Below are 19,041 nucleotides of genomic sequence, written 5' to 3'. Positions count from 1 at the left end.
ACTGGTCAGCACAGGGCAGATTGCTTGCTTCTCTTTCATAAAAATGTCATAAACTAACGCCATACTGGTCACAATCAATAAATTAGCTTGAATTGGTAGAGGGTTATGTCTAGAAAAATCCTGGTCGTAGAAGACGAAGCGCCGATCCGTGACATGTTGTGTTTTGTACTTGAACAAAATGGCTATCAAGCCAGCACAGCAGAAGATTTTGATTCGGCCGTTAATATGTTGGTAGAACCTTATCCGGATTTAGTTTTGCTGGACTGGATGTTGCCTGGTGGCAGCGGTATTCAGTTTGCAAAAAAAATGAAAGGACACGAGCTTACCCGCACTATTCCAATCATTATGATCACGGCTCGTGGTGAAGAAGAAGACAAAGTTCGTGGGCTGGAAGTGGGGGCTGACGACTATGTCACCAAGCCATTTTCACCAAAAGAGCTGATGGCACGTATCAAAGCTGTAATCCGTCGTGTGGCGCCAACCAGCCTGGATGATGTGATTGAAGTGCAGGGTTTAAAACTGGATCCGGTATCACACCGTGTCACTGCAGCCGAACAGGCTGTGGATATGGGGCCAACAGAATTCCGTTTGCTGCACTTTTTTATGACACACCCAGAGCGTGTTTATAGCCGTGAACAATTGCTGGATCATGTCTGGGGTACTAATGTGTATGTCGAAGACAGAACAGTAGACGTTCACATACGCCGTTTACGTAAAGCCATTTCTGTGGCTGGGCATGACCGTTTAGTGCAAACTGTACGGGGTTCAGGTTATCGTTTCTCTGCCAAATAACCATTCCCATTTACTTTGGCGATATGAGAAGGTGCTATGCGTTTGTTATTGTCGAAGAGAAAGATTTTAAGCAAAATCTTTCTCTTGTTCTTTGTGGTTGCGCTAATTGGCTGGTTGTTTGACCTGCTGTTTCCTGCTTTATTTTTGACCTCTGTTGTACTGCTTGGCTGGAATTACCGGCATATTTTTTTGCTGGACAAGTGGCTATGGCGTGATAAAAAACTGACGCCACCAGCTGGTGATGGCAGCTGGCAGCAAGTGTTTGACGGTATTTATTATCGTCAGCGCAAAGCACGCAAAAAGAATAAAGAATTGCGCTCCTTGATCAGACGTTTTCGTGACGGCGCTGAAGCTTTACCTGATGCCATTGTGGTGCTGAACAGTGACTGGACCATTATCTGGTGCAATAAACTGGCGCAGCAACTGGTTGGATTACGCTGGCCACAGGATGAGCGTCAGCGGATTGATAACCTGATACGAAATCCTGAATTTCAGACTTATATTCAGCACAAACAGTTTGACCAGCCACTGGAGTTGTCTTCTCCGGTTAACGAAGATTTAGTACTGGAATACCGTATGCTGCAGTACGGCGACGATCAGCATTTGTTGATAGTGCGTGATGTCACCCAACTAAAACTGCTGGAGCAGGTACGTAAAGACTTTGTGGCTAACGTTTCTCATGAATTACGTACCCCCTTAACTGTATTACAAGGTTATCTGGAAGTGATGGACGCGGATAACCTGCCGAATGAGGGCATTTGGCTCAAGGCTCATACTGTGATGCTGGAACAAACCAAACGTATGGATGCTCTGGTACAGCAATTGCTGACCTTGTCGCGTATTGAAGCCGCCGCCAAAGTGCAGTTTGAAGACCATATTGATGTGCCGGCTATGTTGGCGATGCTGGAGCAGGAATCCCAAACCTTAAACCGGGAAAAACAGCATCAGATCAGCTTTTCCATTGAACCGGGTTTAATGGTGTCTGGCATTCGTGAAGAGTTACGTAGTGCTTTTTCTAACCTGATCACCAATGCAATTAAATACACCCCTAATGGTGGTGAAATTCAGGTCAGTTGGGTACGGCAGCATCAAAAAGCGGTGTTTAGTGTCAGCGACAATGGCGAAGGTATAGCGCCTCAGCATGTGAAACGTCTAACCGAACGTTTTTACCGGGTTGACCAGGCCAGAGCCCGCGCCACAGGCGGCACAGGTTTAGGTTTAGCTATAGTCAAACACGTGTTGCAACGCCATAACAGCAAGCTGATGATTTTCAGTGAACCGAAAAAAGGCAGCAGCTTCTCCTTTAGTTTACCTGCTGAATCTCAGCCCAAGCGTAAAACAGTTAAACCCCATTAACAGGGCCTTCTTGCTGCAAAAATTGCAAAAATTTTTGCAGCAAGGGGGGCCGATAATTTTTATGTTGTACCAATCTGAAATGCCGTTGTAGCTGCAAAGGACTTTGCAGTACTACCAATTGTCCTGCTTTGATTTCATCCTGCACCGCCAGCAAAGGCAGGCAGCCTATGCCTAAACCTTGTTTTACGGCTTGCTTAATAGCTTCGGGTCTTTCCAGCTCTAACAGATTGTTGGGAGCCCAGTGTAAGCGGGCCAGTTCATGCTCTAACACAGCCCTGGTACCTGAACCTTGTTCCCGCACTATCCAGCGCTCTGCCAATAACTGTTCTGTCGATAAATTCTGATGCAGGCGCGGGTTGCCTATGAGCACTGTCAGGTCTTGTCACCAGTGCTGAATATGAAACTCCGCACTTAACACCGGTCCTTCAACAAAACCCAGTTGTGCTTGCTGCTGGTGCATCAGGTGCAGTACCTCACTGCTGTTGCAAAGCCGCAATTTAAAATCAATCTGAGGGTGTAAGGCAGTAAATTGCGCCAATAAAGCGGGCAGTAAATAACAACCTACAGTTTCACTGGCGACCAGCCGCAACTGGCCTTTTTCCGGGCTTGAGTTCACCAGTTCCTGTTGTAATTCAAGTAGCAGCTGTAACTTGGGTAATAGATCCAGCGTATGTTGAGTTGGGATCAATTGCCGCCCCTGGCGCAGAAATAACGGATGGCCCAGTCGTTGTTCCAGCTCTTTTAAAGCCTGACTTGCTGCTGATTGGCTTAATGCCAGTTGGTCAGCTGCTTTGGTCAGGCTATGCTGCCGGCAAATGGCATCCAATAATAACCAATGGCGTGGACTGGGATAATTCATTTGTTTATTTAATCTGAATGATAAGATTAATCCATTATTCTTATTTCTAAAGCGCAGTACAATAGCGCTGTCACTCCAACGAAGATGAATTCCTATGCTGGTGCTGTTACTGCTTAGCTTATTACTGCATTTATGTTATTTGGCTGTGCCTGAATTGCAGCACGTGATCAGTCCGGTTTTTATCGCTTTGATACTGGGCTTGCTGGCCGCTTTTGTGCTGCCTTTGCTGTCTGTTCAGCCCCGCCAGTTGTTGGCTGCTCAGTTGGATACTATCGCCAACTGGCAGCAAAAAGCCTTACGTTTGGGTATTGTGTTATTTGCTTTTAGTGTGGAGCCTGAACTGGTGCTGCAAACCGAGCCCCTGGCTTTAATGCAGTTGTTTTTTGTCGTGCTGCTGATACTAACTGCTGCGTTTTGGCTTGGTATCACGCTGTTTAAATTACCCAAAGAGCTGGTGCTTTTGATCAGTTGTGGTTTAAGTTTTTGTGGGACTTCAGCTATTTTTGCCACCTGGTCGGTTCGGCAAAGTAGTCAGGCAAGCTTAACTCAAAGTCTGGCTGTGGTGTTGTTGATGGGGTTGTTATCCTTGTTGGGCTACGCTGTATTGATGCAAACTGGCTGGTTGCCGGAGGCACAACTGGCCTGGCTGATTGGCAGCACAGCACCTGAAGTATCACAGGCTGTGGCCGCAGGCAGTCAGTTAGGGGATGCAGCGCCGCAGGCGGTGATCGCCAAGTTATTCAGGGTGTGTTTACTGGTGCCTTTTTTACTGCTGCTCAGTTTGAACAGTAAAACGAAAGATGGGTTGGTGTTTCCGTGGTTTGTTTTGGCGTTTATCGCCGTCTTGGTACTCACTATGGTTTTTTCCGTGCCAGCCTGGTTCAGCCAGGGCGCTGTGTTGCTGTCACAAAGTTGTCTGATTTTTGCGATGCTGGTGACAGGGCTTTTAACCTGTTGGCAGGATTTGAAGCAATGCAGCGGCAAAGTGTTTATCTTTGCCGCATTGGTGATGAGCTTACTTTTTAGTCTTTCTTATCTGTTTTTGCCGGGTTAGCCAGATAGTCCAAAGCCAGAGCTGTTAAAGCCCGAACGCCATTTTCCAGTGCCAGCTCATTCACCTGAAACAGTGGCGAATGGTTAGGCGCTGTTTGTTCCACCGGAGTATTCTCCGGGGCTATGCCTAAAAAGAAAAACACCCCCGGTACTTCTTGCTGGAAAAACGAAAAGTCTTCCGAAGCGGTAATAGGTTTAATTGGCGCAACCCCGGCTTTGCCAGCAGCCCAGTGCAAACTAGGCATTGCCCATTCGGTCAAAGTGGCATCATTCCAGGTGACAGCCGCAAAACTATGGTTATGAAATTCAGCAGTAGCACCACTGGCCGCCGCTATATGTTCTGAAGTGTGCTGCATTTTTTGTAGCAGTTGCTCGCGCATTTGTGGATCAAAAGTGCGTATTGTGCCTTCGAGTTTCACATCATCCGGAATAATGTTCCAGCGTACGCCGCCATGCACTTGCCCTACAGACAACACGGCAGGGGCCTGAGTCACATCTAACTGACGAGCCGGAATTTGATGCAGGGCCGTGATCAACTGGCCTGTCACCGCTATAGGATCCACCCCACGCCATGGGCTGGAACCATGCACCTGCTTGCCTTTGACAGTGATATTAAAACTGTCAGCCGCCGCCATGATGCCTTCACTTTTTACCTGCAACTGACCAGCGGGACCTGGCCATACATGCAGGCCAAAAATGGCATCGGGTTTGTATTTAGCAAAGACGCCTTCTTTGAGCATCAGCTTAGCGCCACCTTCTTCACCGGCAGGCGGACCTTCTTCGGCGGGCTGAAATACAAACAGAATAGTTCCGGCAAGTTGTGCTTTAAACTCTGTCAGCACTGAAGCGGTCGCCATCAGCATAGCGGTATGGGCATCGTGACCACAGGCATGCATCACACCTACCTCCTGGCCATTAAAAGTACTGCGTACTTTAGAGGCAAAAGGTAAATCGACCTGCTCTGTGACAGGTAAAGCGTCCATATCTGCGCGTAAGGCCACAGTAGGGCCAGGTTTAGCGCCTTTTAATACGCCCAGAACACCATGATGAGCGATGCCGGTTTGCACTTCTAAACCAAGAGATTTTAAATGCGCTGCGACTTTCTTCGCTGTATTGACTTCCCGGTTCGACAGTTCAGGGTATTGATGGAAATGACGGCGCCATTGCAGCATTTGTGGTTGGATGTTTTGAATCGCAGTTTCAGTTTGGGGTTTTAAATCTGTACTGGCTTGTGCCGAAAAAGCGCTGGCCAGCAGAACAGAAAATAGAGTTCTCGACATGATAGTTCCTTCTGGGTGAAGTCACTACCATACTGGTACAAGCTTAGAAAAGCAAAGTGCCTTGCGACACTTTGCCGGAAACGGAGTTTAAAAATAAAACACGAAAGCCAGCAGGAATACACCTAAAGCCAAACGGTAAATCACAAAAGGCATCATGCCCATTTTTTCTATCACTTTAAGGAAAAAATGAATGCAAACATAAGCCGAGATAAAGCTCAGCACTGTGCCTAAGCCCAAAGCAGTCCAGTCGACTGCCTGTTCGCTTTTCAGTAATTTCAGCGTTTGATAACCACCGGCCAGCAGAATAATGGGGATAGAAATCAAAAAGGAGAAACGGGCTGCCGCTTGTCGGGTTAATCCCAGCATCAAACCTGCTGTCATGGTAATACCTGAACGTGAGGTACCAGGGATCAGAGCTATAGCCTGCGCCAGACCAATAATGATCACATCTTTGACTGTGAGCTGGTCTGTTTCTTTGATTTGTTTGGCTTTTGCATCGGCGTACCACAACAGCAAACCAAAGATGATGGTTGTGCTTGCAATCACTACAGCAGAGCGGGCGTAGACTTCAATAAAATCTTTGATCAATAAACCAAACAAAGCTGCAGGTATAGTAGCCAATACAATAAGCCAGCCCATGCGGCTGTGTTGGTCATGTTGCCCTTTGAAACTGCCAAACCAACTGACGCTGATAAGACCTACATCACGACGGAAGTAATGCAGTACGGCGGCCAGTGTGCCTAAATGCACTGCCACATCAAAAGCCAGTCCCTGATCACTCCAGCCTAACAACTGCGAAGGTAAAATCAAATGAGCCGAACTTGAGATAGGTAAAAACTCGGTAAAACCTTGCAGTAAAGCCAATACAATAATTTCGAGTGTGGTCATAACAATCCATAATGCAGGTGATTAAAGTGAACCTTGTATTATCAGTTCAGCTTGAAAAAAGCCTCCTGCAACAGGAGGCCCGGATTTAGCTGGCAGAATTAACCTGTCTTATGATCAGGGTCTGACGCCTGTTCGTCAATAGGAAGTTTGCTGGCAAGAACTTTATCAATACGCTTACCATCCATATCGACAATTTCCAGTTTCCAGCCTGCAACTTCCACTATGTCTGCAGTTTGTGGGATCTTGCCTAATTGGTACATCACCATACCGTTTAGTGTTTGAAAGCGGCCTTCGATTTCATCAGGGATCTCACGGATATTCAGCGCGTCTTTAAAGTCGATCATAGGGATCAGGCCATCAATCAATAAACTGCCATCTTCTCTGCGCACTATCATCTGATCGTCTTCATCATCATCCTGCGCAAATTCGCCGGTCAGCGCATCTGTCATATCCTGCAAGGTGACTAAGCCTTTTAAGTCGCCATATTCGTCAACCACAAACACCATCTGGCTACCTGAAGTTCTGAAGTGATCCAGCAACTCCATGCCGGATAAACTATCAGGCACATAGTTACAGGTTTTGGCCAGCGAGGCGATATGGATTTCTTTGCCGGCGATAGACTGGGCTAACAGCTGCTTTGCTGAAACTATCCCTACTAAATCATCAATGTTATTGCGGCATACCGGAAAACGCGAATGAGGCGCCTGCATCACCAGCTTCAGGTTGTCTTCTATCGGCTTGTTCACATCCAAATAGACGATGTCTGAACGTGGCACCATCAACGAAGAAATGCTTCGTTCATCCAGACGGAACACATTTTTCACCATGGCATGTTCAGAATGTTCAATGATACCTGCGGTTGAGCCTTCCTGTAACATGGCCTGGATATCTTCATGAGTTACATTGTCTTCAATAATATGGCTAAAACCTAAAAACTTCATAATAGCGTGGGTTGAACCCGACAGCATCCAAACAAAAGGTTTGGTTGCTATAGCCAGAAAAGCCATAGGCCGGGCTACCAAACAGGCAATACGCTCTGCGCTGACCTGACCAATACGTTTAGGCACCAGTTCGCCTACCACTATCGACACGTAAGTAATGATGATAACCACCAGTATGGTGGAGACTATGCTGGTCACTTCAGGAGCAAAACCAAAACTTTGCAACCAGACTGATAAAGGTTCGGCCAAAATAGATTCACCGAAAATACCGTTCAGAATACCTATAGAAGTAATACCTATCTGCACAGTAGATAAAAACTGAGTGGGATCTTCAGACAGCTTTAATGCTGCTTTGGCGGAGCTGCTGCCGCTTTGTGCCAAAGCAGTTAATCTCGACTTTCTCGCTGTCACTATTGCGATTTCCGACATAGCAAACAGACCATTCAAAATGATCAGGCCAACAAGAATAAAGATTTCCATAGCGTGTTATTTAGACTCCGTTGAGTTTAAGGTTGAACTAACAAATAAGAAGTGGGTAATTGATAGCTGTACTCTATCAACTGTCCTGAATCAGATAGGATCAGATATAAGTTTTGTTCGTTGAATTTTCGGGCTTGTGGGTCAATAAAACGCACCACCCAAAGCTCTTCCTGGTTGGTGGATGAGGCTTTTTGTGCATATTTTGGTGATATAGAAGACCAATGCTCTGCAATAACCTGCTGCTGTTGCAACTGGACTATAGAGTGTTCTGCATGTTTAATGGCTTCGGAATGCGTCATAGACGCATCAGCCAGTGCTGTAAATTGTGTCAACGCTGCAATCAAAAAGACTACAGCGCTCCTTCGGAGAGGGTTCATATTAGAGTGTGTGTATTTAGTCTGTAAAAATAAAAATTTATCTTACCTATCATTTTAGACTAGTAAAGTAATTTGTTTCTTTTGCCACAAAACCTATGGTGTTTTGTGGTCGGAGTTTTATGTTATGGAACTGGTTCTGACGGCCTATTGTTGGCTGTGATCCGTTGTTGTGGATCATCAGCCAGAGGTTGTGGTGCTCTGATCCATTCCCGCCAGATAGCAACCAGCAGCGCCATCAGCACTGGGCCAACAAATAAACCCACCATGCCCATTGTTTGCACACCACCAATTAAACCAAAAAAGGTCGGTAAAAAAGGCAGTTTGACTGGCCCACCCACTAGCGTAGGTCTGATGGTTTTATCAACAATAAAGAGTTCAATACTGCCCCATAAAAACAAACCAACGCCAGCGGTTAAATCGCCTGTACCGACCAGATAAATTGAAATCAAGGTGAAAGACAAAGGTGCGCCACCAGGGATCAGTGCCATAAAGCCTGTTAACACCCCAAAAGCGACAGGAGAGGGCACACCTGCTATCCAGTAGGCGACCCCTAACACAACGCCTTCGCCAATAGCGATAATCGTCATGCCTATAACGGTTGAGCTAACAGTCGCAGGCACAACGCGTGAAAAGCGGTTCCAGCGGTCAGGCAAAATACGCTCACCTACAGTATCCAGTTGCCAGGCGATACGCTCACCGTCTTTATATAAAAAGAACAAGGTGATCAGCATAAACAATAAGGTCAACATAAATCCGGCTGTAGTCCAACCAAAGTTCAGCACCCATTTGGAGATACCGCTGATTTGTTCGCCGCTGACTAAACTGACAACTTGCCCCAGCTGATGAGGTTCGGCTAAATAGGTTTGCCAATAGCTGGCTAAGGTTTCACCTACTCCGGGTAATGCTTTGAGCCAATCCGGCACTACTGCACCATGTTCATTGGCATGTTTTAACCACTCAATCCAGGCCCGAATTTCTTCCATCGCATAACTGAACACCATAGCCAGTGGGATCACTAATCCTAAGACTATGGCAATGATAGCGACGCTGGCGGCCAGCATGGAATTGTTGCGGCAGTGGTTCAACAGGTGACGGTACAAAGGCCAACTGGCAAAACAGATAATGAGTGCCGCCAGTACAGGAACCAGAAAACCGACAAAAAAGAATACTCCTGCACCGAGGATAACCAGCAATAAAGCTCTGCTGATGGCGTCGTTACTAAAAATCTGCGGCATTTGTAACTTTTCCTTTTTGTCTCTGGAGCCTGGGTATGAAATGCTTATTCCTCATCCGGACTGGATGGATCAAACCCGGGACTTTGCAAGCTGCACTCTACCAAATAGGGGCAATCCAGCACAAAAGCAATCTTTTTCAGGTGAAACTGCTCCTGCTGCAGATCAGCTACTAATAAGGGCTGTTGTTCCAGCCATTCTTTCGGTAGTTGCAGCGTCAGTTGTTGATTTTTACCTATGACTTTGAGTTCAGGCAAAAAGTCGTCACGTCGTTTTTGGTTTAATAATACCGCCAGACGCAATAACACCAGTAAAGACACCACTGTGCTTGCGCTGTACAGATAAAACTGCGACAGATCCTCACTTTTAATTTTGCGACGATGTGAGCGTACTAAAGTCGCAATGAGTTGCTGTTGTTCCTGGTTGAACCCCGGTAAGTTGGCATTTTTTAGAATATAGGAAGAATGGCGCTGTACGCTGGAAGAATTGATATGCAGGCCTATTTCGTACACTGTGGCCGCCCAGCTTAATAAATCAGCCAGCTCGTCAGTCAGTTGCCAGCTGTGGCGCAACTGAGCAAACAACTCCAACGCTGTGCTGCGAACTCTGTCAGCCTGACTGGTATCAATGCTGTATCTTTTAATCAGACTTTGAATGGTATGTTCGCGAATATCATGGTGATGCAGCCGGTCACTCATTTCATAGAGCACGCCTTCACGAAGAGCTGCGTCGACATAATACATCTGCGAAATGCTGAGCATATTAAATGCGGCAATTAAAATCGCTAAACCAGAACAAATCAGTAATTTACGGTCGTCTGCTAAGCCAGGTAAATCCAGTTGCAGACTATTTTCCTGCGCGATCAGCAAGTCTTTTAATTGCAGTAAATGCTCCAGCTCAATACAGGCCGGATGCCAGCCTAAACCAACAATAATATCGCGTATGGTTTTAATAGTGCCTGATGTGCCTACGGCCTGTTGCCAGCCTGTTTCGCGGTAGGCGGATACTATAGGCTCCAGTTCCTGCTCGGCCTGTAAAATAGCCCGCTCAAACTTTTTCGCACTGATGCGGCCATTGGGAAAATGAAACTGGGCATAACTGACACAACCCATATTACGACTGGCCAGTCTGATAGGTAAAAAGCCTTCGCCTATGGCAAACTCAGTGCTGCCGCCGCCTATATCCATCACCAGCCGACGCCCTTGATAATGCTCAAAATGGGCCACGCCCTGATAAATAAAACGAGCTTCTTCCTGACCTGAAATCACTTCAATAGGAAAAGGAAATACATCCTGAGCGCGGCGTAAAAACATAGCGCTGTTTTTTGCCCGCCTTAAGGTGTAAGTGGCAATAACCCGCACCGATTCTGTCGGCACAGGCTGTAAGGTATCCGCAAACTGGCTCAGCACAGCTAAACCACGCAACATGGCTTCTTCGGTTAACAATAAATCTTCTGTTAAACCTTCGGCCAGCTGTACTTTTTGTTTTTCGCGGTGCAACAGCTGCAAAGCGCCATCTACCACACGAGCTATCACCATATGAAAGCTGTTGGAACCTAAATCAACTGCCGCCATATAAGCGGCTTTTTGGGTATCTGTCGTATCTGTGCTGGTCCAGTGGGTCATGTGCCGGCCTGAGTGGATTGCTGCAACTGAGCAAAATAATCATAGATTTCCTGTTGGGAGCGAATGCTACGCTTATTGCCTCTTTTTACATAGTGGTTGCTTTGATCTTTATCAATAATCCGGGCTTTGACATTGTCATGCCACTGAATATCCAGGGTCGTCATAATTTGCTGCTTAATGGCTGCATCATAAATAGGCACACCCACTTCGACCCGTTGATCCAGATTGCGAGTCATCCAGTCAGCGGAGGAGATATACAAATCGGTGTCACCGCCATTGTTAAACACATAAATTCGGGCATGTTCAAGGAATCTGTCCAGCACACTAATCACATGAATATTATCACTGCGGCCTTTGATACCAGGGATCAATGAGCACATACCGCGCACAATAATGCGGATTTTCACTCCTGCCATACTGGCTTTATAGAGTAAATCAACGATTTGATTGTCAACCAGGTTGTTGATTTTAAGCGTGATTTCAGCTTTTCTGCCTGAAGTAGCAAAACTGGTTTCCCGCTCTATTAAGGCGCATAGTTTGGGCCGGCTCCAGGTTGGAGACACCATCAGATGGTTAAACTGAAACGCCTTGTAGCTGTACTGAATAAATTCAAACACCTGGTCCACTTCATCACAAATTTCACTATGGCAGGTGAATAAGCTCATGTCGGTATAAATACGGGCGGTTTTTTCGTTGAAGTTGCCTGTGCCTATATGGGCAAACTTTACGGTTTTACCTTTTTCCTGTCTGGTGATCAAACAGAGCTTAGAGTGAATTTTTAAGGTCTGCAGACCAAAGATCACCTCAATACCGGCTTCCGTCATACGGCGTGCCCAGTTGATATTGTTTTCTTCATCAAAACGGGCTTTCAGCTCAACCACTACTGTGACTTGTTTGCCGTTACGCACAGCATCAAGCAGCGAGTTTATAACGCGCGAGTTTTTTGCCACCCTGTACATTGTCATTTTGATGGTGGTTACTTTTGGATCAAAAGACGCCTGACGAACCCACTCGGTAAAATAGCTGAAGCTGTGGTAAGGGTAATACAACAAAATATCCGACGTGCGGATCGCCTCAAAACTTGTGGTATGACGCTCAAACTCAGGGCTTTTCAGCACAGGCATGGCCGGGAATTCTAAAGACGGATGGCCGATATTAGGAAAACCAATAAAATCTTTGAAATTACGGTATTTACCGCCCGGTATTAAAGAATCATAAGAGCTGTAGCCGAGTAATTTTTTCAGCATTTTTAACATATGCTCAGGCATATGTGCGTCGTAAACCATTCGCACAGGCTCTGATTTCAGCCGCTGTTTAATGCCTTTCGACATTTTGTCTATTAACGACTGATCCAGTGTATCGCTGATATTGTATTCAGCGTCACGGGTCAGTTTCAGTGAAAAAGCCTGTATTTCGCAAAAATCAAAGAAGCCATCAAATAAGTCTTTCAGGCAATGCACTATGATGTCATCGAGCAAAATAATTTGCCGGCGGAAGCGGCCTCTTTTTTTACTTTTATTCAGATGGAGCGGCAACTCAACAAAACGTGACATCACGTCGGTAGGAACCTGCACTATGGCGTATTCGGCTTTATTGGAACCTGTCATTTCTACCATCAGATAAGTGGCGTTATCCTCTAAATGCTTCGCCAGCTTCACTTCTTCAGCGGATAAAATAATGGGGGACAAATGCCGCTGTATTTCACTGCGATAGAAGCTGCGAACCCATTGAGCCTGGGCATCGGTCAGCTTAAAGTTATCAATCAGCTCAATATTGTATTTACGCAGTTCCTGCTGTAAATCGTCATAAATTTTATTAAAGCGCTCACCCAGTTTCAGCACTATATGTTGAATATCGTGCAGTAACTGCTCCGCATCTTCCTGCTCATTGGCATGGTATTTTTTCAGCAGGATACGACGTTTCACATCAGCGACCCGGACCCGGAAAAATTCATCCATATTGTTGGAATAAATACCTAAAAAACGTAACCGCTCAATTAACGGGTTACGTTCATCTGCTGCTTCCTGCAGCACACGGCCATTAAAGGCCAGCCAGCTTAATTCGCGGGGGAAATAATTCGTATCGTTCACAGTATGTTTTAACTCTGCAAAGACCATAGCGCGCTCCTGATCGGGTTCCGGAGCTACTCTATGGCAGTTTTATGACAGACTGATGAAAGGATCAAGGGTCTGATCCTTTAATACAGGAATATTTTTTTCAGCAGAGTTAGTGTTCAATATCAACCACTACGTCCGAAGCTATAGCTTCCAGTGCTTTGACCACTTCATCTTTATTCAGATCGGCAGGCAACTCCACTGTAGCTATGGCATGAAACAACGGAACACCCCAGTTGGGGGCGCTTTGTTTGGAACTTTCAAAATGAACAATATTGGCACCTTTGTGTTTCATCACACTAGACAATTCGCGCACTATGCCAGGCCTGTCGTTGCCGGTAATGACAAACTGCAGTTGTTTATCCTGGTGGATTTGTGAATGTAAGCCTTGCTGAATTTTTATATCCAGATCGGACATACGTTCAAGCTCTGTTGTTAAGGCAAACACATGTTCTTCAGAGACTTCCAGTTGCAATATGCCAGCAAAGTAACCACCTAAGTGGCTTAAGTTACTGGCCATCCAGTTGCCCTGATGGCTGGCGATCACTGTGGCGAGTTGTTCTACTAAACCTGCTTTATCCTGACCTATAACAGTTAAAATCAACTGCTTCATATTACATCTCCCGGAAAATCAAATCTGATAAAAATGGAAAAGAACTCAGAAAAACAGTGAGTTAGCTAACCTTAGCTTTTCCCATTGTAGACCTATGGCTATTTTTTGACAGTCAAGTCGTCGCAAATTTCCTGACAATCTCAAAAAAAACTGATGTAGCTCAAAAGATGTTCTTTCGTTTCGTCATATTAATGTCATATTTCTTTCTTATGATGAGTTCCAGAAAACAACCTGAACCACGAACAGGCCTTTGTCTGTTGTGAGGAGAGCAACGTGAAAGTAGCAAAATTATTAACTTCAATCAGTCTTATTGCAGCCACTTTAGGCCTGACAGCTCAGGCTGCCATTATCGAAGCAGACCCGAAATTGCCTGCTTACGTAAAATCTACTGGTGTTTCAGGCAACATTTCCAGCATAGGTTCTGATACGTTAAACAACCTGATGACCAAATGGGCTGAAGAATTCCGTAAACAGTATCCAAACGTGAATATCCAGATCCAGGGTGCAGGTTCTTCTACCGCTCCTACCGCTTTAACTGAAGGTACATCCAACTTCGGCCCTATGAGCCGTGCTATGAAGCCATCAGAAGTGCAGGAATTTGAAGCCAAGTATGGCTACAAGCCAATGGCTATTCCAGTGGCTATCGACTTACTGGCTGTGTATGTCAACAAAGACAACCCGTTGCAAGGTCTGACTATTGCTCAGGTGGATGCCATTTTCTCAGCAACCCGTAAATGTGGTTATAAAGAAGATGTGACACGCTGGGGTCAGTTAGGTATGGAAGGCGCATGGGCAAACCGTGATTTCACTACGTACAGCCGTAACGCAGTATCAGGTACTTACGGTTACTTTAAAGATGTCGCTTTATGTGGCGGTGACTTTAAATCCAGCATCAACGAACAACCAGGTTCTGCTTCTGTAGTGCAGGGGATCAGTGAGTCTATCAACGGTATCGGTTACTCAGGTATCGGCTATATCACGTCTAGCGTAAAAGCTTTGCCTTTAGCGAAAAAAGAAGGTGAACCATTTTATGCACCTAATGCGGATCACGCATTAGATGGTAAGTATCCGTTATCACGTTTCCTGTACGTTTACATCAACAAGCACCCAAACAAAGAAATGCTGCCTTTAGAGCGTGAGTTTGTTCGCTTCGTGTTGTCGAAAAATGGTCAGGACGTAGTCGCACACGACGGTTATGTTCCGGTACCAGCTTCAGTAGCAGCAAAAGCTCTGGCTGACTTAGGTATTAAATAAGTTGTATTGAATAACACAAGGCACCTTTAAGGTGCCTTGTGTTTTTTTTATTTAAAACAATAGTTTGATTTTTTCTTGCCTGATTCGGTTTGTGTCATTTATATGACAAAAAACCACTCTGTAATATTTCCGTCATAAAACTCTACTATAGTTGCCAGCATCTAAAAGTAACTGGTGGTATAGCAACTATGCACTCAACCCATCCAAGTCAGCAGTCAGCCGGTGATGCACCGCGTTCCTTACTGCCAACTGGTGAACGTCGTGCCCGTTTACGGCGCTGGCGGTCTGTTAAAGATAAAATCTCCAAATATGGCATCAGCTTTGCCGGTATCAGTGTGGTGCTGGCTTTTGCGACTATATTTGTTTACCTGTTTTCTGAAGTAGGGCCTTTGTTTTCCTCTGCCTCAGTGGATCAGAAAACCAGCTATCAAAGCCCAGCTGCAGAACCTCTGTACAGCAATATAGAGCGTTATGGTGAGATTGGCTTAACAGTGACAGCAGATGCAAAGCTGCAGTTTTTTAACGCGGACACCGGGGAGCTGAAGCAGCAAGTGCAGCTGGCTTTGCCTGCTGATGTCACAGTTACTACTTTTGCCAAAGCTGACCCTCGTACCGGCACTATCATTTTAGGTTTATCTAACGGTCAGGCATTGATTGCCAAGCATGAATATTTGCTGAGTTATCCAAATGATAAACGTCAGGTGAATCCTAAGGTTAGTTACCCTTTAGGCGAAGCTCCTGTGCAGGTGGATGCCCAAGGTCAGGCTTTAGTGGCTATTGCTATACAGGAAAAAGACGAAAACCGGATGTTGAGTGCATATACGGCTGATGGTCGTTTAGTACTGTCAAATATGGTGGCCGAAACTGTATTCCTGACCGGCGAAACCACTGTAGTTCGTACAGATTATACTTTGCCAGATGCTCCGGCTTCAGCCAGCAGAATATTGATCGACAATACCTTTCAAAACCTGTTTGTTGCTGATAAAGCCGGACAAATCCATTATTACGCCATCAATAACCCGGAGCAAGCGCGTTTAGTGCAAAGCGTCAACGCTGTCAGTTCTGGGGCGCAGATCACTGCCATTGAGTTTCTTGTCGGTACTGTGTCTTTGATTGTGGGCTCGTCTAGCGGTGAATTGAGCCAGTGGTTTTTGGTACGTGACCAGCACAATAACTTCGACTTAAAACAAATTCGTGATTTTGAGCAGCACCCTGGTGCTATTACTCAGATTGAAGCTGAATACTCCCGTAAAGGTTTTATGGCCATAGATGACAAAGGTCATTTGGGCATTCATTACGGCACTTCAGCCCGCACTTTGTTTTTAGATGCCTTTGATGACGAGCTGATGGCAAAACAAATTGCCATTTCTCCTATTAATACCAATTTCCTGTTGCTGGATGACAAAGGTCAGATGCATAAGTTTGAGTTGGATAATGCTCACCCTGATGTGTCGTACAGAGCGCTGTGGAATGAAGTCTGGTATGAGGGCCGTGATGAAGCCCGCTATATCTGGCAAGCTTCTGCCGGTTCAGATGAATTTGAAGCCAAAATGAGCATGGTGCCTTTAGCTTTAGGGACTTTAAAAGCTGCCTTTTTTGCCATGTTGTTTGCTACCCCTCTGGCCATTATGAGCGCCATTTATGTCGCTTACTTTATGACGCCAGTACTGCGTGGCAAAGTGAAGCCTACCATCGAAATTATGGCGGCCTTACCAACAGTTATTCTTGGCTTCTTAGCAGGTTTATGGCTGGCTCCTTTTGTGGAAGAGTATTTAAGTGCTGTGTTCGCCATTCTGATCCTGATGCCATTTATGATGTTAGGTGCAGCTTACTTGTGGCGTTTTATGCCTGAATCTATCCGCAACCGTTTTGGCTTAGGTTGGGAAGCTGCATTTTTAGTGCCTGTGATTATTCTGTTTGGTTATTTAGCGGTCAGTGCCAGCCCTGTTATCGACAACACCTTTTTTGATGGCAGCTTACGCCAGTGGTTTACCGACAATGGCATTAACTACGACCAGCGTAATGCGCTGATTGTGGGGATCGCTATGGGCTTTGCTGTGATTCCAAATATCTTCTCTATTGCTGAAGATGCGATTTTTAACGTGCCTCGCCACTTAACTCAGGGCTCTTTAGCTTTGGGCGCCACACCATGGCAAACCATGGTCGGCGTCGTACTGCCAACAGCAAGTCCTGGTGTGTTCGCCGCAGTGATGGTTGGTTTTGGCCGTGCTGTGGGTGAAACCATGATCGTACTGATGGCGACAGGTAACAGCCCAGTAGTGAACTTTAATATCTTCGAAGGTATGCGTACTTTATCCGCCAATATAGCGGTGGAATTACCTGAGACAGCTGTCGGCAGTACTCACTTCCGAGTGTTGTTCCTTGCCGCGCTGGTGTTGTTTGTCTTTACCTTTGTATTTAATACCCTCGCCGAAGTGATACGGCAGCGTTTACGTCAACGCTTCAGCAATCTGTAATTAAGGGGCACTTTGATGAAATCTTTATTTGGCGTAAGAGCCTGGTTCAGATCAGGGACTCCCTGGATTTGGTTAAACGCCGGTGCTATCGCTTTGTGTCTGGTGATGGTGATTGGTGTGTTGGGTCTGATTGTGGTGCGTGGTGGCAGTCACTTCTGGCCTGCGGATTTGCAGCAGACTGAATGGTCGCCTGAATCTGGTCAGAAAAAAGTCATTATGGGTGAACTGGTTCGTGCTGAAACAGTGTCTGCTGTGATGCTGCGTGAGTCAGGTGCTACAGTGCCGGCAGAGCTGGAAGCTGTGACCCGTTATTTGGTGAAAGTGGGTAACCGTGATCTGTATGGCCGCGATTTCTCCTGGTATATGGATTATGAAATCAGCGGCTGGACTGCACCAGAGGGCGCTATTGCGCTGGAGCGTCGTGAGCGTGGCAATTTTTATGGTTTTCCATTAAAGCTGAACGAAGGCGATACCCTGATTGCTGAAGGTGCCGCCATGTGGCCTGAGTTGTTAAAACGGGTTGAACGTGCCAACGGTATTTTTCAGCAGATGAAAGATATCGAAAAAAATGACATCAGCCGCATCAACAACCAGATTGAAAAGTTACGTTTAACCGAACGTCGTCTGGTGTTGGATAAAGTGTCTGATGCTGAAATGGCAGAATTCAAAGCTCAGGCTGAAGCAGAAAACAAAATTCTGAACGATGAATATGCAGTGATCCAACAAAAACTGGATCAACTGCGTGCAGAGTCTAATCGTGACAACTTAGTGGCGCGTTCTGCGGAAGGCCGTGAAGTGACTATTTCGCTGGCGAACATCGTCAAGGCTTTTGCGCCTAACGATATGTCGGTCTGGCAAAAAACCAGACATTACTTCAGTGGCATTGGCACTTTCCTGACAGAAGAGCCGCGGGAAGCCAATACCGAAGGCGGTATCTTCCCAGCTATTTTTGGTACTGTCACTATGGTTATTTTAATGGCTATTATCGTGACGCCTTTTGGTGTGCTGGCGGCTATTTATCTGCGTGAATATGCCAAACAAGGGCCACTGCTGAAGATTATCCGGATTTCGGTCTACAACCTGGCTGGTGTACCTTCTATTGTCTATGGTGTGTTTGGTTTAGGTTTCTTTGTGTACATTATGGGCGGCAGTATCGATCAGCTGTTTTACCCTGAAGCTTTACCAAGCCCGACTTTCGGTACTCCAGGTTTATTCTGGGCGTCTTTAACCCTTGCGTTGCTTACATTACCTGTGGTGATTGTATCGACGGAAGAAGGTTTATCCCGTATTCCAAGTACTATTCGTATGGGTAGTCTGGCTTTAGGTGCAACCAAGTCTGAAACCTTATGGAAAGTGGTAGTGCCACTGGCTACTCCGGCTATGATGACGGGGTTAATCTTAGCAGTGGCTCGTGCTGCTGGCGAAGTAGCTCCGCTGATGTTGGTTGGTGTGGTGAAATTGGCTCCTACTTTACCTATAGATGGCAATTTCCCCTTTATTCACTTAGACCAGAAGATCATGCACTTAGGTTTTCATGTGTTTGATGTGGGTTTCCAGAGTCCAAACGTTGAAGCCTCGCGTCCGTTGCTCTATGCCACAGCACTGGTACTGGTGTTATTAATTGTGGTGCTGAATATGGCGGCTATTTACATGCGTAACAGATTACGTGAGAAATACCGCAGCGATACAGATTAGAAAGC

14 protein-coding genes and 1 pseudogene are annotated in these 19,041 nt (G+C 45.9%); 6 read left to right on the top strand and 9 right to left on the bottom strand.

Annotated elements, in window-relative coordinates; translation table 11 throughout:
• Positions 1 to 105: 105 nt before the first annotated feature.
• Positions 106 to 792: a phosphate regulon transcriptional regulator PhoB gene (gene phoB, locus P3C17_RS05940; protein WP_233081357.1), complete on the top strand. Its 687-nt coding sequence runs from the start codon at positions 106 to 108 to the stop codon at positions 790 to 792.
• A 36-nt stretch (positions 793 to 828) separates the two neighbouring features.
• Complete coding sequence (gene phoR / locus P3C17_RS05935) at positions 829 to 2,148, top strand: phosphate regulon sensor histidine kinase PhoR (protein WP_300928544.1); 1,320 nt, start codon at positions 829 to 831, stop codon at positions 2,146 to 2,148.
• Here the strand turns inward: phoR and P3C17_RS05930 are convergent.
• Positions 2,135 to 3,007: pseudogene (locus P3C17_RS05930) on the bottom strand (LysR family transcriptional regulator). The gene phoR and the pseudogene P3C17_RS05930 overlap by 14 nt on opposite strands.
• A 94-nt stretch (positions 3,008 to 3,101) precedes the next feature.
• Here P3C17_RS05930 and P3C17_RS05925 point away from each other — a divergent pair.
• Positions 3,102 to 4,061: a putative sulfate exporter family transporter gene (locus tag P3C17_RS05925; RefSeq protein WP_300928543.1), complete on the top strand. Its 960-nt coding sequence runs from the start codon at positions 3,102 to 3,104 to the stop codon at positions 4,059 to 4,061.
• Here P3C17_RS05925 and P3C17_RS05920 read toward each other — a convergent pair.
• From P3C17_RS05920 to P3C17_RS05885, 8 genes are all read right to left on the bottom strand, one after another.
• A complete protein-coding gene (locus P3C17_RS05920) occupies positions 4,030 to 5,340 on the bottom strand; it encodes an amidohydrolase (protein ID WP_300928542.1) in 1,311 nt (436 codons plus the stop codon). The genes P3C17_RS05925 and P3C17_RS05920 overlap by 32 nt on opposite strands.
• An 87-nt stretch (positions 5,341 to 5,427) precedes the next feature.
• A complete protein-coding gene (locus P3C17_RS05915) occupies positions 5,428 to 6,228 on the bottom strand; it encodes an undecaprenyl-diphosphate phosphatase (RefSeq protein ID WP_300928541.1) in 801 nt (266 codons plus the stop codon).
• 98 nt (positions 6,229 to 6,326) lie between these two features.
• Positions 6,327 to 7,649: a hemolysin family protein gene (locus tag P3C17_RS05910; protein ID WP_300928540.1), complete on the bottom strand. Its 1,323-nt coding sequence runs from the start codon at positions 7,647 to 7,649 to the stop codon at positions 6,327 to 6,329.
• 26 nt (positions 7,650 to 7,675) lie between these two features.
• A complete protein-coding gene (locus P3C17_RS05905) occupies positions 7,676 to 8,026 on the bottom strand; it encodes a DUF6488 family protein (RefSeq protein WP_300928539.1) in 351 nt (116 codons plus the stop codon).
• A 122-nt stretch (positions 8,027 to 8,148) separates the two neighbouring features.
• Positions 8,149 to 9,261, bottom strand: a complete 1,113-nt coding sequence (locus tag P3C17_RS05900) for an AI-2E family transporter (RefSeq protein WP_300928538.1) — start codon at positions 9,259 to 9,261, stop codon at positions 8,149 to 8,151.
• A gap of 44 nt (positions 9,262 to 9,305) precedes the next feature.
• Positions 9,306 to 10,883: an exopolyphosphatase gene (locus P3C17_RS05895; RefSeq protein ID WP_300928537.1), complete on the bottom strand. Its 1,578-nt coding sequence runs from the start codon at positions 10,881 to 10,883 to the stop codon at positions 9,306 to 9,308.
• Complete coding sequence (gene ppk1 / locus P3C17_RS05890; protein ID WP_300928536.1) at positions 10,880 to 13,000, bottom strand: polyphosphate kinase 1; 2,121 nt, start codon at positions 12,998 to 13,000, stop codon at positions 10,880 to 10,882. Before ppk1 ends, P3C17_RS05895 begins: the two co-directional genes overlap by 4 nt.
• A gap of 109 nt (positions 13,001 to 13,109) precedes the next feature.
• Entirely contained in the window at positions 13,110 to 13,610 is a 501-nt protein-coding gene (locus tag P3C17_RS05885; protein WP_300928535.1) for an ACT domain-containing protein, read from the bottom strand.
• Between the two features lie 309 nt (positions 13,611 to 13,919).
• Here P3C17_RS05885 and P3C17_RS05880 point away from each other — a divergent pair, with 309 nt between their 5' ends.
• From P3C17_RS05880 to pstA, 3 genes are all read left to right on the top strand, one after another.
• Positions 13,920 to 14,864, top strand: coding sequence for a phosphate ABC transporter substrate-binding protein PstS family protein (locus P3C17_RS05880; protein WP_300928873.1), 945 nt, complete (start codon positions 13,920 to 13,922; stop codon positions 14,862 to 14,864).
• Between the two features lie 188 nt (positions 14,865 to 15,052).
• On the top strand, positions 15,053 to 17,341 hold the full coding sequence (locus P3C17_RS05875) for an ABC transporter permease subunit (protein ID WP_300928534.1): 2,289 nt from the start codon (positions 15,053 to 15,055) through the stop codon (positions 17,339 to 17,341).
• Positions 17,342 to 17,356: 15 nt separating this feature from the next.
• Positions 17,357 to 19,036, top strand: a complete 1,680-nt coding sequence (gene pstA, locus P3C17_RS05870; RefSeq protein WP_300928533.1) for a phosphate ABC transporter permease PstA — start codon at positions 17,357 to 17,359, stop codon at positions 19,034 to 19,036.
• The last annotated feature ends 5 nt before the right edge of the window (positions 19,037 to 19,041 follow it).

The sequence above is a fragment of the Rheinheimera sp. 1928-s genome, from assembly GCF_029269265.1.
Classification (GTDB): Bacteria; Pseudomonadota; Gammaproteobacteria; order Enterobacterales; family Alteromonadaceae; genus Pararheinheimera.
The sequence above is the reverse complement of the archived record's forward strand: the minus strand, read 5'-3'. Positions and strand labels throughout refer to the sequence as shown.